Annotated in this window: 13 protein-coding genes; 8 read left to right on the forward strand and 5 right to left on the reverse strand. The window is 41.2% G+C overall.

Annotated elements, in window-relative coordinates; all coding sequences use genetic code 11:
- Window positions 1–35: 35 nt before the first annotated feature.
- On the reverse strand, window positions 36–557 hold the full coding sequence (locus BN3283_RS02005; protein WP_041502286.1) for a GNAT family N-acetyltransferase: 522 nt from the start codon (window positions 555–557) through the stop codon (window positions 36–38).
- 167 nt (window positions 558–724) lie between these two features.
- Between BN3283_RS02005 and miaA the strand changes: the two genes are divergently transcribed.
- A complete protein-coding gene (gene miaA, locus BN3283_RS02010) occupies window positions 725–1,642 on the forward strand; it encodes a tRNA (adenosine(37)-N6)-dimethylallyltransferase MiaA (RefSeq protein ID WP_041502285.1) in 918 nt (305 codons plus the stop codon).
- Here the strand turns inward: miaA and BN3283_RS02015 are convergent, their stop codons facing one another.
- A complete protein-coding gene (locus BN3283_RS02015; RefSeq protein ID WP_059025474.1) occupies window positions 1,643–2,206 on the reverse strand; it encodes a hypothetical protein in 564 nt (187 codons plus the stop codon).
- A 61-nt stretch (window positions 2,207–2,267) separates the two neighbouring features.
- Window positions 2,268–3,182 carry a site-specific tyrosine recombinase XerD gene (gene xerD / locus BN3283_RS02020; RefSeq protein WP_041504847.1) on the reverse strand — a complete coding sequence of 305 codons (915 nt, stop codon included), beginning with the start codon at window positions 3,180–3,182 and terminating at the stop codon, window positions 2,268–2,270.
- Between the two features lie 262 nt (window positions 3,183–3,444).
- Here xerD and aroQ point away from each other — a divergent pair, with 262 nt between their 5' ends.
- Together aroQ and pyk are read left to right on the forward strand one after the other, a co-directional pair.
- Window positions 3,445–3,858 carry a type II 3-dehydroquinate dehydratase gene (gene aroQ, locus BN3283_RS02025; protein ID WP_041502283.1) on the forward strand — a complete coding sequence of 138 codons (414 nt, stop codon included), beginning with the start codon at window positions 3,445–3,447 and terminating at the stop codon, window positions 3,856–3,858.
- A 113-nt stretch (window positions 3,859–3,971) separates the two neighbouring features.
- Entirely contained in the window at window positions 3,972–5,372 is a 1,401-nt protein-coding gene (gene pyk / locus BN3283_RS02030; RefSeq protein WP_059025475.1) for a pyruvate kinase, read from the forward strand.
- A gap of 70 nt (window positions 5,373–5,442) precedes the next feature.
- Here pyk and BN3283_RS02035 read toward each other — a convergent pair whose 3' ends face one another.
- Entirely contained in the window at window positions 5,443–6,129 is a 687-nt protein-coding gene (locus BN3283_RS02035) for a tetratricopeptide repeat protein (RefSeq protein WP_041502281.1), read from the reverse strand.
- A 191-nt stretch (window positions 6,130–6,320) separates the two neighbouring features.
- Here BN3283_RS02035 and recF point away from each other — a divergent pair, with 191 nt between their 5' ends.
- The 4 genes from recF to BN3283_RS02055 all read left to right on the forward strand — a co-directional run bounded on the left by recF (window position 6,321) and on the right by BN3283_RS02055 (window position 10,308).
- Window positions 6,321–7,427 (forward strand): DNA replication/repair protein RecF, encoded by a 1,107-nt coding sequence (gene recF / locus BN3283_RS02040; RefSeq protein WP_059025476.1) that lies wholly within the window; start codon window positions 6,321–6,323, stop codon window positions 7,425–7,427.
- Window positions 7,428–7,525: 98 nt separating this feature from the next.
- Complete coding sequence (locus BN3283_RS02045) at window positions 7,526–7,816, forward strand: DciA family protein (protein WP_236684935.1); 291 nt, start codon at window positions 7,526–7,528, stop codon at window positions 7,814–7,816.
- A gap of 22 nt (window positions 7,817–7,838) precedes the next feature.
- Window positions 7,839–9,635, forward strand: coding sequence for a bifunctional lysophospholipid acyltransferase family protein/GNAT family N-acetyltransferase (locus BN3283_RS02050; RefSeq protein WP_041502278.1), 1,797 nt, complete (start codon window positions 7,839–7,841; stop codon window positions 9,633–9,635).
- A 13-nt stretch (window positions 9,636–9,648) separates the two neighbouring features.
- On the forward strand, window positions 9,649–10,308 hold the full coding sequence (locus BN3283_RS02055; protein ID WP_041502277.1) for a LysE family translocator: 660 nt from the start codon (window positions 9,649–9,651) through the stop codon (window positions 10,306–10,308).
- 8 nt (window positions 10,309–10,316) lie between these two features.
- Here the strand turns inward: BN3283_RS02055 and hydE are convergent, their stop codons facing one another.
- Window positions 10,317–11,369 carry a [FeFe] hydrogenase H-cluster radical SAM maturase HydE gene (gene hydE / locus BN3283_RS02060; RefSeq protein ID WP_082667047.1) on the reverse strand — a complete coding sequence of 351 codons (1,053 nt, stop codon included), beginning with the start codon at window positions 11,367–11,369 and terminating at the stop codon, window positions 10,317–10,319.
- Between the two features lie 91 nt (window positions 11,370–11,460).
- Here hydE and BN3283_RS02065 point away from each other — a divergent pair, with 91 nt between their 5' ends.
- Window positions 11,461–14,190, forward strand: coding sequence for a hypothetical protein (locus BN3283_RS02065; protein WP_070807439.1), 2,730 nt, complete (start codon window positions 11,461–11,463; stop codon window positions 14,188–14,190).
- Window positions 14,191–14,264 lie beyond the last annotated feature (74 nt).

Here is a 14,264-nt window from a genome sequence, read left to right on the forward strand (position 1 = left end):
TGTCGAGTCCGAACAGCTTCCTGTTTTTTTAATTGTTATCGATTAAGTAATTGGAAATAAACGACATCTTCCCATTCGTTACCTCTGCGAAGCCAGTCTTTGCGATACCCCGTTTGCACGAAACCTAATTTTTCAAAAAGCTTCCGGCTACCAACGTTGCCGCTGGGAACACTGCTGTACACCTGATTGAGGCCTAATGTTTCAAAGCAGTAATCGAGCATTAAACGGATGGCCGATGTCGCGTAACCTTTTTTCCGGTATTCGCTGTTGTGAATCATTACTCCGATTCCCGCCCGTTGATGATAAGGATCAAAATCGTATAGGTCGATTAATCCCACTGGGGTTGCCGGATCTATAAGTTCGACCATGAGACGGAGTTGCTTGGTCGTGTAAATGTCCAGATGAGAACTTTCGATGTATTTTTTTAGCGTAAATAGAGAAAAAGGGGTTAACGTGTCGCTTACTTCCCACAGGTCCATATCGTTCTCCCATTTATAAAGGCATTCCAAATCTTCTGGTTCCAATGGCCTTAGTCGAATTGTTTCGTCATTGATCATAAGTTGATGATTTTATAAATTTATTTTAATCTATCTTTTCTATCAGCATCCAAATATACTATTTTCCTCCTTTCCTCTATGTTAATTTTGAAATTAATCTAAGGGATTCAAAAAAATAAATTAAATTTGAAAACCCATTGAATAGATTTTGGAATGCTGTAGGAACTATGGATTATAATTTACTGAGTGTCATCGGGGCAACCGCAACGGGAAAGACCGCGTTAGCCGTCAGGCTGGCCGCAGAGTTGAACGGAGAGATTATTTCGGCCGATTCGCGGCAGATATACCGGGGTATGGATATCGGTACGGGTAAGGATTTGTCCGAATACGAATACGAGGGACACCCCGTACCCTATCATTTAATGGATATAGCAGATGCGGGTTACCGGTATAACCTTTTTGAATACCAGCAGGATTTTTTGAAAGTATGGGAAGATTGCAAAAGAAGGGAAGTGTTTCCTGTATTATGTGGAGGGAGCGGATTGTATGTGGAGTCCATATTGAAAGCTTATCGGATGACTCCGGTGCCCGAAAATACGGAATTAAGGGCTCGCTTAGCTTCTAAGTCGTTGGCAGAATTGGCGGAAATATTAGCTTCTTATAAAACATTGCATAACACGACGGATACGGATACGGTAAAACGGGCGATTCGGGGGATCGAGATTGCCGAATATTACCTTACGCATGAACCGGAAGAGGGGGCATTCCCTGAAATACGATCTTTGATTGTAGGAATTTTGTTTGATCGGGAGAAACGGAGACAACGAATAACCGAACGGTTACAGGCTCGTTTGAAAAGCGGGATGGTAGAGGAGGTGAAAGGATTGTTAGATGGAGGAATTAATCCGGAGGATTTGATCTATTATGGTTTGGAATACAAATATATAACTCTGTATTTGACAGGATGTTTGAAATACGATGAAATGGTCGAAAAGTTGAATATAGCCATTCACCAATTTGCCAAGAGACAAATGACCTGGTTTCGGAAAATGGAACGAGACGGCTTTGATATCAAGTGGTTGAACGGAGATATGCCGTTGGATGAAAAAGTAGATCAGGTAAAATCCTGGCTTAAGGAGACGTGATCAATCATGTCCGTCGCATCCGCAATGATGATGTTCCTCTTCGTCATTGTCCTCTTTCGAGGAATCAAGCATCTCTTCCAAATGGAGAAGTACTCCCTCTAACAGAAAAGCTTTGTCGTCGTCTGCCGGTAATGCTTTTATCCGTTCGATAGCTTCTTTTATTTTTACTTCGGATAGGTTGTCCGATAGATTTTCGATGACGGTTGATGCTTCCAGGGCTGAAATAAAGTCATCTTTCAAAAGAATATCCAGAAATATATCCATGTATTCAGAAAAGTCAATGGCCGATTCCCAGCATATGCGTAGTAGATTCGGTTTTTCGGAATTATTTGCAGCCTGAATCAGTTTTTCCATCAGGATGGTTTTGAATCCCGAATCTTTAATATCGGAGAGGAGAGAAGTGATATGGGTGATAATGACAGGCTCTTTGCATTGCAGTAAAATATCCAATAGTTCCGGAACGATGGACAGATCTCCTTCCGTTTTGATCTGTTCTATCGCTTCCGATACTAAGTCGATATCACTACTCCCTAATTTCTTGAGAATATCTTGTTTGTTTTTCATGGTCTTGTTGAATTAAAACTTCTTCTTTTATGTAAAAATGAAGAATAGGCAAAGATAGTGATCATTTGCGGGAATTTTTTGCCCTCGGATGGAAATTTATGATGGTATCCCTTAAAAAAGTATTGTCCAGGTGGGTATAAATTTCCGTGGTAAGAATAGATTCGTGTCCCAGCATATCCTGAACGGCCCGTATGTCGGCTCCTCCGTTTACAAGATGTGAGGCAAACGAGTGTCGGAGGGTATGCGGAGAGACGGTTTTATTGATACCTGCTTTTAAGGCTAATTCCTTTATGATATTGAATACCATTACTCTCGAAAGAGCTTTTCCTTTTTTATTTAGGAAAAGGACGTCTTCATACCCTTTGGCTTTAGGAATGGCGGCCCTGTGCGTTTTCGTGTATATTCGTATTTCGTCTTTCGCTTTATTGTTTAAAGGCACTAAGCGTTCTTTATTGCCTTTTCCTTCAATTTTAATGTAGCCCACTCTGAAATTGATATTGGAAAGTTTCAGGTTTACCAGTTCCGATACGCGTAGTCCGCAAGAGTACAGCGTCTCTATGATAGCTTTATTGCGTTGTCCTTCCGGCTTCTTCAGGTTTACCGCATCAATCATGGCCTCGATCTCCTCTACGCTCAATACCGACGGTAATGCTTTCCCTATTTTCGGAGTATCTAAAGAGGCTGCGGGGTTAACGGTAATCACTTCATCGTAAACCATAAATTTAAAAAAGGATTTTATGCTGGAAATACTTCTGGCTTGACTTCTGGCTGTGATACCGGAATCTTTTAATCGGGATAAATGGTTGTTAAGGATAGCATATGTGATCTCTTCGGGTTGAAGTTGCGGTTCTGATTGTAAACTGAATGCGGCTAACTTTTTTATATCGTTCAGGTAAGCTTCTACTGAATTGCTTGAAAGAGATTTTTCTAAAGTTAAGTACGTTTTAAAATTATCTATCGCTTCATTCCAGGTCATCATGTTTGTGAATTAAGTATTATCAGTTTATATACCCTATATATCCCTACCTTCAATTCAATGAAGGTAATACAGAGGGATAAACATGGGAAATTCGATGGCTAAAGATAAGTGATTTTTATATGCGACCGACACCATTTGGTAAGTTTAACAAAGAAAAGGTTCAGATAAATGTCATAATAAAAAATTAATATTCTGAGAGATAAATGACCTGTTTACGATCGTTTTTTGTTAATTTTGCAGAAGAATAAAAACGAAAAGTATGAAACTATTAATTATAAATGGTCCCAATCTGAATCTTTTGGGTGTCAGAGAAAAATCGATTTACGGGGAGACCTCTTTTGACGCTTATATGGAAGCATTAAGGAGAGAGTATCCGGACGTGGCGATCGGTTATTTTCAATCCAATATAGAGGGGGAATTGATCGATAAATTGCATGAAGCAGGTTTTTCTTATGACGGGATTATATTGAATGCCGGGGCCTATACACATACTTCTATTGCCATAGCGGATGCGATTGCCGCGATCGAGACGCCTGTAATCGAGGTGCATATTTCCAATACGGCCAAACGGGAAGAATTCAGACATAAGTCTTATTTGACTGCGGTTTGTCGAGGGGTGATAACCGGGTTCGGATTGAAATCCTACGAGCTGGCCTTGCGGGCGTTTCTTTAAAAAAGAAAATTTTTCCAATCTTTTTTTGTTTCTTTTCGTAGATATTTTACAGGAGAAACTGAAAATAAAGAGAAGTTTCGATAAGAATTAATGTCGTTTAGTAATCGGTTTATATGAAAAAAACAAAGATTGTAGCAACCATATCGGATAAGAGATGCGATGTGGATTTTTTACAAAATCTGTATCGTGCGGGAATGAACGTGGTTCGTTTGAATACGGCACATCAGAATATAGAGCAGGCTAAAAAAGTGATAGACAACGTGCGTACCGTTTCCGGGGATATCGCTATTTTAGTCGATACCAAGGGGCCGGAAGTGAGAACTACGTTAATAGAGAATCCGTTTCACGTGGAGAAGGGAGAGTGTCTCTTTCTTACCGGAGATATGGATTTAAAGATGGAAGGAAAATTAATCCACGTCTCTTATCCTTATTTTGCGGATGATATTAAGACAGGAGATCGTATCTTGATCGACGACGGGGATGTAGAATTGGTCGTTGTGGAAAAGTATGCACATTATTTGGAGGTAATGGCGACCAACGAGGCCGTGATAAAAGATCGGAAAAGTGTGAATGTTCCCGGGGCTAATTTGAAATTGCAATCCTTAAGCGATAAGGACAAGTTGTTTATCAATTTTGCGATAGATAATAATGTGGATTTTATTGCTCATTCCTTTGTACGTAATAAGGAGGACGTGATTGCGGTGCAACAGCTATTGGATGCCCGACAGAGTAAGATAAAGATCATCGCTAAAATTGAAAATCAAGAAGGAGTTGATAATATCGACGAGATTTTGGATTATGCTTATGGAGTGATGGTTGCCCGGGGGGATCTGGGAATTGAAATAGAGGCGGAGAAGATACCTCGTATTCAGCGTTATATTGTCAATAAATGTATTGAAAGTAAGAAACCCGTGATAATAGCCACGCAGATGCTCCATACGATGATAGAGCATCCGAGACCTACCCGGGCTGAAATTAGCGATATCGCGAATGCCATTTATATGGGAACGGATGCGATCATGTTGAGTGGGGAGACCGCTTACGGGGCTTATCCGGTAGAGGCTGTTACCGTAATGCGGAACGTGGCGGAGGAGAACGAATGTTCGGTGGCTCCGGATGCAAGCCGGAGTCTGGTTCGGATTAATAATGAGATCACGGCGGCGTTGGCTCGTGCCGCGGTTAAGACTGCCACTATTTTGCCCGTGAAAGCTATTGTCGTGGATACCTTGTCGGGGCGTACTGCGCACTATCTTGCGGCTTTCCGGGGGGATTTGCCCGTGTTTGCCCGTTGTTATAACGATCAAGTGATGCGGGAGCTTTCGCTCTCCTTCGGCATCTATCCTTATTTTACCGAAAAACCGATGTCTCGTGATGAATTCATGAATGATTTACCGGCTATGTTGATGAAGAGAGGGATTCGTGCGGACGATTATGTCGTTGTCGTGGGCGGAAGTTTCGGGCATGGCAAGGGGGCTTCTTTTATTGAAGTATGTAAAATCGGAGAGATACATTGATAATTTAGGGTTTGTAATAAAAAAAATCCCCGGAATTTCCGGGGATTTTTTTATATCGAATCAAAAGATATTATTTTATCTTCTCCTTGGTTCGCGTGATGTATTTTTCGATATCGCGGAACTCCATGGAAGAGGTGAATTCTTTTTCAATTCTCTCGTACATGGTTAAAGCCGACTTGTAATCGTTTGCTTTTTCAAAAGCGAGTCCTGCCTTCATCAAAATGATGGGAGCAGTCAATTCGTTCGTATCTTCGTTGGCCGCTTTTTTATAGTAATCGGCCGCTTTCTTGTAATCGCCTAACTGCATGTAAGCATCCCCGATATTTGATTTTGCTAACGAATTGAATACAAGATCATCGGATGAGAATTTTTCCAAATATTTGATGGCATTATTGTAATCTCCGTTATAGAGGTAGCATAGTCCGGCATAATAGTTCGCTAAATTACCACTGGGCGTGGAACCGTATTTTTCAATAATATCGAGAAAACCAAGAACATCCCCCTCTCCGTTAAGAGCTAAGTTGAATGAATCCTTTGCAAAGAAATTTTCAGCCATGAACATTTGATTCATTGCCTCTTTGGCGAGAGGTTGCTTGTAGAACTTATGGTATCCCAATACAACACCGATTACAACGATAATCGCAATGATGATTTTGATTAATAAATTCTGATTCTTCTCAATGAATTGTTCCGTTGATATCGTAACTTCTTCAATTTGTTCGAAGCCATCTCCGTGTTTTTGTTTCTCTTTTGACATCGTTATATGTTTTTGTTATATATTACACATCATTCATCGACCTGCAAAAATAGTTTTTTTTTTCATATGCCGAGAGCCTCCGTGAAATTTTGTGCAAAAAATTCTGCATTCGATAAAATCTATTTTACTTTTCCTTACTTTTGGGGAAAAGTAGGGAGGGGGTGTGAGGCTCTAATCTATAAAATATCAAGATGGAAATAAAAAATTTGGATATTGTTAATTATAAAAATATATCGGAGGCTCAGATCGAATGCTGTTCCGGTTTTAATTGTTTTGTAGGAAACAACGGGGCCGGGAAAACGAATGTGCTGGACGCTATTTATCAATTATCCATGTGTAAAAGTTATTTCAACTTACCGGATGTACAAAATATTCGTCATGGAGAGCCTTTTTTCGTATTGCAAGGCAATTATGAACGGCAAGGCGAGAGGATAGAGGCGTATTGTGGGGTGAAACGGGGTCAAAAAAAAGTGTTTAAGAAAAACAAGAAAGCGTACGATCGTCTGTCCGATCATATCGGGTTGTTGCCGTTGGTAATGGTTTCTCCCGCGGATACGGTTTTAATAGATGGGGGAAGTGAGGAGAGACGCCGTTTTATCGATGGGGTGATTAGCCAGCAAGACAAAGAGTATTTAGCGCGTTTGATTCGTTATAACCGGATTTTAGTGCAAAGAAATACGATGCTGAAAGAATATGCCGGGCGGGGAATGGATATGGATATGCTGGCGGTTTGGGATGAGCAGTTGGCCGAAAGCGGAATGTTTATTTTAAAAAAACGCCGCGACTTCGTTTACGAAATGAGTACTGTTTTTCAACATTACTACGATCTGCTTGCTTCAGGAAAAGAGCAAGTTTCGTTAACGTACGCGACAACGATCAAACATGACGATCTGCTTGCTTCCCTGAAAGAGAGTTTTGAGCGGGATAGAATATTGACGTATACGACGGTCGGAATACACCGGGATGATCTGGGACTTGAATTGGGAGGATATCCCGTAAAGAAAATGGGATCGCAGGGACAAAAAAAGAGTTTTTTGGTGGCTTTGAAATTTGCTCAGTTCGTTTATTTATCGGCACGAAACGGAATAAAGCCTTTACTCTTGTTAGATGATATATTTGATAAATTGGATACCTTAAGGGTAAGTCGAATCGTGGGAATTGTTTCGGAAAAAACGTTTGGACAAGTGTTTATTACGGATACGAACCGGTTGCATATAGATGAAATCATAAAACAGCACGCCTCGTCTTTTAAGATTTTTGTAGTAGATGAGGGTGTTATAAAAGAGGTGGGTGTGTGATTCTTTGTTTTATCGAATAAAATGGTATTTTTGCAAGTTAGAAAGTCTTGGGTATTTGCATCCGTGTAATCCCTTTGGCTTATAATTAAAAATACGTCGTGAAGCAAGGCAAAACATTGAAGATGGATGAGTTGATGAGACTTTATTTGAAACAGATGGGATTAACTCAACGTTTCAAAGAGAGAGAAGTATGTCAACTTTGGCCGGAGGTGGTAGGGGGAATGATAGCCTCGAAAACAAAAAATTTGCGGATGGTCGATGGCAAGCTTTTTGTTAGCTTCTCCTCGTCTGTCGTAAAGAATGAAATCCTGTTGGTTAAAGAAGGGCTGTTAAAAGCTTTGAATGACCGGGTAGGTGAAGGTGTTGTAAAAGAGTTGATTGTGTCCTGAAAAGGAGTTAAAAGAAGTATAAATGAAATTAATTAATTCGGGAGATTTATTGCCTATGCGCGGATTTAATCCTTTCGGTAATAGTTTGATGGCAAGATTGGTCATGTATATTTTGCGATTGAACAAATTAAATAAACTCTGTTCGAAAGTATACGATGATAATCCTGAAGTTTTTCTTGATAGTTTAATTGATACATTGGGAGTCACGGTTGAGATCAGCGATGAGGATTTGCAGAAGATTCCGGAGGCGGGTCCTTTTATAACGGTGTCAAACCATCCTTTCGGCGGATTGGACGGGATAATCTTGGTAAAAATATTGAGTAAAATTCGTCCCGATTATAAAGTATTGGCCAATTTTTTGTTAAAAAAGATCGTCCCGATACAGGAATATTTTTTGGGAATGGAACCTCGGGAAGAGCAACGTATGAATGTTAAATCGGGAGGACTGAAAGAGGCTATGCGCCATGTACTGTCGGGCAAGCCTTTAGGAGTTTTCCCTGCCGGGGATGTTTCTTCTTATCAACCGGATTCCAATCACGTGGAGGATCCGGAATGGAATTTGCCCGCGTTAAAGCTGATTAAAATGGCAAAGGTTCCCGTTGTGCCGATCTATTTCAAAGGTTCCAATAGCTTGTTATTTTACCTGCTGGGGTTGATCCATCCGATGCTGCGTAACGTGAAATTGCCCTCTGAATTATTGAATAAAAAAAATCGGGTAGTGAAATTGCGTATCGGGAATCCTATATCGGTAGAAAGTCAGAATTCGTTTCACGATATAGTACAATACGGTAAGTTTCTGAGAGCAAAGACCTATTTATTAGGATCTTCGTTGGAGGTAAAGAAATTTTTTATAAAATCGCAAAAAGCTATGCCAAAAGCAGAACCGATCGCGGCGGAAATTGAAAATAATGTATTGAAAAAAGAGATAGCCGACATTGCAGAGGATTATCTTTTGTTTACGATGAAGAACTATGACATTTATTGTTCCCCGTCGGTAAAGATTCCTAATGTTTTGAATGAGATCGGTCGTTTGAGGGAAGTGACGTTCCGGGCTGTAGGTGAAGGGACAAATCGTAGTATTGATTTGGACGAGTATGATTTGTATTACTATCACCTGTTTATTTGGGATAAAGAGGAAGAAAAAATCGTGGGTGCGTACCGGGTCGGTAAGGGGAAAGAGATCGTCGATCGTTACGGGATGAAAGGTTTCTATATCAACTCTTTGTTTAAAATGAGAAAAGAGATGTTGCCTGTTCTGTACGAGTCTATCGAGTTGGGACGCTCGTTTATCACGGAAGCATATCAACGTAAGCCTCTTCCTCTATTTATGTTATGGAAAGGCATCCTTTACTTTTTGTTGAAAAATCCGGAATATCGTTATCTGATAGGTCCGGTAACTATTAGCGGGAAATACACGGAAGTATCTAAAGAGCTGATCATGAAATTTATCATGGCTAATCATTATAATTACGATTTGGCGCGTTACGTGCTGCCGCGTTCCAAATACTTGGTGGGTACGAATGAACCCGGAATTCAGGTTATGCTTGATGTGGCTCACAAGGATATTGGCGTGTTGGACAAGATGATCGGAGATATAGAGCCTTCGAGTGACAAATTACCTGTGTTACTGAAAAAATATATCTCGTTGAATGCGAAAATTATAGGATTCAATATTGATCCGAAATTTAATATGTGTTTGGACGGTTTGTTAATTTTAGATATTTTTGACGTTCCAATGAAAACGATCGAATCTTTATCGAAGGAAATTAACGATGAAACTATTCTGACGCGTTTCTCGTCAGATAATGTAGATATTTGAAATAAAAGAAGGCATGTACGATATAATCTATCTTTTTAAAGGTATGTTAGTAGGGTTGATGGTGTCGATCCCCTTGGGACCGATGGGGGTGTTGATTATTCAGAAAACGCTGCATAAAGGGGCTTTGTCCGGTTTTATAGCTGGAATGGGAGCCGCTTCGGCAGACTTTTTTTATGCTTCGGTAGCTGCTTTCGGATTAGGATATGTGATTAGTACGGTACAAACTCATGAATTGTTATTGCAGATTATCGGGGGAATATTTTTAATCGTTATCGGGTTGAAGATTTATTTCGATAACCCGATCCGTCAGATCAAGCAAAAGCGTAACGGACGGGTGAGTAAGAAAGGCTTATTGGGAGATTATATTTCTCTTTTTTTTCTGACGGTTTCCAATCCGATCACCATTGTCGTGTTTATGGCTGTATTTGCCGGAATGTCGGTGTTCGGGGAGTCTGCCTCTGTTTTAGGTGAATTGTTGGTTGTGGTCGGGGTGTTGTTGGGAGGCGGTGTTTGGTGGTATACGCTTTCGACCTTAGTGAATATTTTCAGAAAGAAATTCCGTTTACGGGTACTGGTGACCATCAATCGGGTTTCGGGTTTAATTATTGCCATTTTGGGAGCTTTGGTTATTCTGGCTGCTTTTCAGCCTTTTAAATCGATGTTGCCGATGTGATCGCTTGCTTATTTCCGTTTGTAAAAATGACGTGAATCCCCCCATGCACCGTACATGACCTGGCAACCGCTTCGACGTATACTGGCTTCGAGATTTCTCATGGACTCATCGGCTCCTTCATGGGTACCGGGTTTATTCTCGTATAATTTGTAAAGTGTTCGGTTGGACGTCGGGGTAATATTGGGCATGACCACGTTCGCTCCGATTTGCATGGCTTTTTCCCTGCCTTCCGGTGCGATGGCCTGTAAAGCCGTGGTCGCCGCTATATTAATATCGGGCATGAGAATGCGCAATAAGGCAATCATATGTAAGGACAGCCTTAAACGTTCCGGTAAGGACAACAATCCGTGGCGATGAGCATAAAGGGGTGTTTCCCGGTGTTCCAGGTAAGGTCCCATGCCTACCATATCGATATCCATGGACTGGAGAAGAAGCAAATCGTTCGCGAGATCTTCCAAGGTCTGAAAAGGTAGTCCGATCATGACTCCCGTACCTGTTTGGTAACCGCATTGCTGTAAATATTCGATGCATTTTAGTCTTGCGGCGTGTGAGTGCAGTGCGTTATTCGGATGAATTTTGGAATAAAGGTTTGGATTCGAGGTCTCGAATCGGAGTAGATAGCGATGAGCTCCGGCGTCGAACCAGCGCTGATAGGTTTCCCGACTCTGTTCTCCCAATGATAGCGTAATACCCAATTCGTTGTTACTTCTCTGTTTAATCTCTTTCAGCAAATGTTCAACGCGTCGGACGAACGAGGAATCATTGCGTTCTCCGCCCTGTAGCACGATGGACCCGAATCGGTGAGTATACGCGAAATCTGCGGCTTCCAATATCTCCTGATCGGTAAGTGTATAACGGGCTGTTCCGGTGTTCGATTTTCTGATCCCGCAATAAAAGCAGTCTTTGATGCAGATGTTGGATATCTCTATCAGGCCGCGCAAATAAACCCCGTTCCCGATATATGTTGTTCTTATTTTTTCGGCTTCATCGTAAAGATTTTCTTCTTCCTTGCCCGAGCAGGAGAGTCTGTATACCAAATCAGAAATAGCGTATTTTTCCACCGTGCTTTGTTTTTGTTCGATATCGCAAAGGTAAGAAAAAGCCGGGATATAAAATATTTTGCTAAATTTGTTCTCGTAAAGTTTTTCGGATATGGCCAAGAAAATCGTACTGATCCTTTTGGGAGTTTTATTGATGGGATGTATCGTTTGGATCCTGTGGAGGGTAAATGAACGGGAACAAGGTTCGGATGTTCCGAAAGAGGCATTTATTCCCAATAATTCGGCCGTGGTGTTGAATGTTCGCGCCGATGTGAGCTTATCGCCTCGATTGAAAGAAGCGTTTGCGACTGAATGGGCTAACTATCAGAAAAGTATATTTTACAGGAGCATCGATACCTTGCAAAAATTGAAATTGACGGAAAACACGTCGTGGGTTTTGGCGTTAAGGCGGGAAGGAAAGAAAAGTGTCCGTTTTTTGTATATTTTGAATCGGGTTCCGGCGGCTTCGCGAAGCGAGGTGATTCGTTTTTTGGCGGATTACTACGCGAAATCGGGGCTTAAAGAACGTTCATACGATAAATTTAAGATTTACTCTTTAAGAGATAAGGAGACGGAAGTTTATTTTACCGTGGTGGGCGGCATGGTTTTATTGTCGGATTCCGAATTATATTTGGAAGACGCGTTGAAACAGATTGGTGAGGATAAAAAAAACGATCCGGAGAGTATACCTGTATATAAAAATATAACCCGTTATTTTTCGGAAACGGCAGGGATGAATATTTTTTTAAATACTTCTTGTTTTTCGGATGTATGGCCCCTGTACATGAGCCGGAATGTTGTTTCTCCTCGTTTGGATCCAACCAAATGGTTCAAATGGGGAGCTTTGGACGGAGAAATTCAATCTGACGGGATCGGTTTTAATGGTTTCATGTATTATGGCGGAATGAAAGCCACGTTCCTGAATGTTTTTAAGGGGCAACAACCGATGGCTTCCCGTATCGAAGGAGTTATTCCTTCCGGCGTGAATGCCGTTACGGTCTTGAACTTAAGCGATACGAGAGCTTATCTGACGGCATTGGAAACGTTTCGTCACAAGGCAGGTATTATTGAACACGCGAGGAAAAGAAAATCGGAGTTCACCCGGCTGTTCGGAGAGGAAGTGGAGGCGAGTTGGAGGGAATTGCTACAGGGAGAGTTTGCCAAAGGCGTATTTTCCTATGATCCGGAAAACAAGGAAGAAGAAGGCTTCGTGATGGTATATTTGAAGTCCGGCAGTTTGGGACGGGCTTTATTGAAAAATATGCTTGGGAACTATGCCGTTAAGGTTAATATAAATGAAGCTTCTCTCGAGAGAACGACCGCTTTGGATCAGGAGAAAAAAGTTGCGTATTATAAAATGCCCGTGACGGATTTTGCCGGGGTATTGTGGGGATATATATGGGATGGTGTACCTTCTCGCTTTGCCATGATTCAGGATAATTATTTGATATTGGCTTCTTCCGAATCGGTCATACGACGTTTTGCAGAGAACTATATGCGACGTCTGAATGTTCAGGATATGGATTGGTACAAGAAGACCCGGGTGAAGATGTCTGCCAAATACAACTGGATGTATCTGGCGGAAACGGGAGGTATGTATCCTTTCTATCGGGATATGGCGAATGATGGCTTGAAGGATTTTCTGACTCAAAATAAAGAACGTTTAGATGTGTTTTCTTCGTTCGGTTTACAGTGGATCAGTGAAGACGAGATGTTGTATCAAAGCGTTTTCCTGAATACGGAAAAAGTCGAGCAGCCGCCGGCACAAGTCGTTTGGCAAACGAAATTAGACGCTAAACTCACGATGAAACCTGTGGTTGTCGTTAATCATAATAATGGGGAGAGGGAATTGTTTGTACAAGATGACTCCCGTACCGTCTATTTGATTAACGATATGGGAAGGATTCTATGGAAACTGCCGATAGACGGAAAGATTAATAGTGAGGTGTATCAAGTTGATTTTTATAAAAACGGGAAATTGCAATATCTTTTCTCTACCTCGGAAAAGCTTTACCTGATCGATCGGAATGGAAATTATTTACCTCGTTATCCTCTGGCATTTAAGAGTTCATGCCCTTCCGGTATAACGGTTTATGATTACGATAACGACCGAAATTATCGGGTGTTCGCTCCCTGTGCAGACCGGAAAATATATTTGTATGAGTTATCCGGAGATCTCGTTGAGGGGTGGAGTCAGCCTCAAAGTGATAATGATCCGGTTTCTAAAGTATACTATTTCAGAGTTGCGGATAAAGATTATATCGTGTTTGCCGATCGATATCGAATCTATATTTTGGATCGAAGAGGACGGGAACGGGTAAAGGTGCAAACTTTATACGATCTGCTCCCGGGAACGGTGATTTACTTGACGGGAAAGGAGCAGAATGAATCTTTGGTTTTTGGAAGTGCCGGAGGCGAATTGCAGTTTGTTGATTTTAATGGAGCATCCCGGTCGTTGAAACCGGATAAAATTACGGCCGGCTATCTGTTTAATGTAGCCGATACGGATGGAGACGGAAATGATGATTTCATATTTTCGAACGGAGAGCATGTATACGTGTATGACCGGAACGGTAAGGTGTTATGGGAAACAGGAGTGAAAGAGGGACGGTTGGGCTTTCCTTACGTGTATCGTTTTTCAGCCCGTGATACGCGTGTGGGAACATTGGATGGATCTCATTCAGAATTGTATTTGTTGGACAAAGGGAGTCAGTCGAACGGTTTTCCGATTACCGGGACGTCTGCTTTTTCTATCGTATTTCAAAATACCGGAAAGGTAGGTTTTTACCTCTATGTAGGAAGCGAGAACGATAGTTTATTAAAATACCGGTTTATAAGATAATATTTTTAACATCTTTGATATTTCTTTTGATTTTATACTTATATTTGTTTTCTAAGAAGTATTAAGTATAATAA

Origin of the sequence: Gabonibacter massiliensis, assembly GCA_001487125.1 — a bacterium.
Taxonomy (GTDB): domain Bacteria; phylum Bacteroidota; class Bacteroidia; order Bacteroidales; family Marinifilaceae; genus Gabonibacter; species Gabonibacter massiliensis.

Excerpts from the sequence above, each read along its gene's own strand:
- BN3283_RS02005 (WP_041502286.1), bottom strand. The coding sequence starts at position 557 with ATGATCAATGACGAAACAATTCGACTAAGGCCATTGGAACCAGAAGAT.
- miaA (WP_041502285.1), top strand. The coding sequence starts at position 725 with ATGGATTATAATTTACTGAGTGTCATCGGGGCAACCGCAACGGGAAAG.
- BN3283_RS02015 (WP_059025474.1), bottom strand. The coding sequence starts at position 2,206 with ATGAAAAACAAACAAGATATTCTCAAGAAATTAGGGAGTAGTGATATC.
- xerD (WP_041504847.1), bottom strand. The coding sequence starts at position 3,182 with ATGACCTGGAATGAAGCGATAGATAATTTTAAAACGTACTTAACTTTA.
- aroQ (WP_041502283.1), top strand. The coding sequence starts at position 3,445 with ATGAAACTATTAATTATAAATGGTCCCAATCTGAATCTTTTGGGTGTC.
- pyk (WP_059025475.1), top strand. The coding sequence starts at position 3,972 with ATGAAAAAAACAAAGATTGTAGCAACCATATCGGATAAGAGATGCGAT.
- BN3283_RS02035 (WP_041502281.1), bottom strand. The coding sequence starts at position 6,129 with ATGTCAAAAGAGAAACAAAAACACGGAGATGGCTTCGAACAAATTGAA.
- recF (WP_059025476.1), top strand. The coding sequence starts at position 6,321 with ATGGAAATAAAAAATTTGGATATTGTTAATTATAAAAATATATCGGAG.
- BN3283_RS02050 (WP_041502278.1), top strand. The coding sequence starts at position 7,839 with ATGAAATTAATTAATTCGGGAGATTTATTGCCTATGCGCGGATTTAAT.
- BN3283_RS02055 (WP_041502277.1), top strand. The coding sequence starts at position 9,649 with ATGTACGATATAATCTATCTTTTTAAAGGTATGTTAGTAGGGTTGATG.
- BN3283_RS02065 (WP_070807439.1), top strand. The coding sequence starts at position 11,461 with ATGGCCAAGAAAATCGTACTGATCCTTTTGGGAGTTTTATTGATGGGA.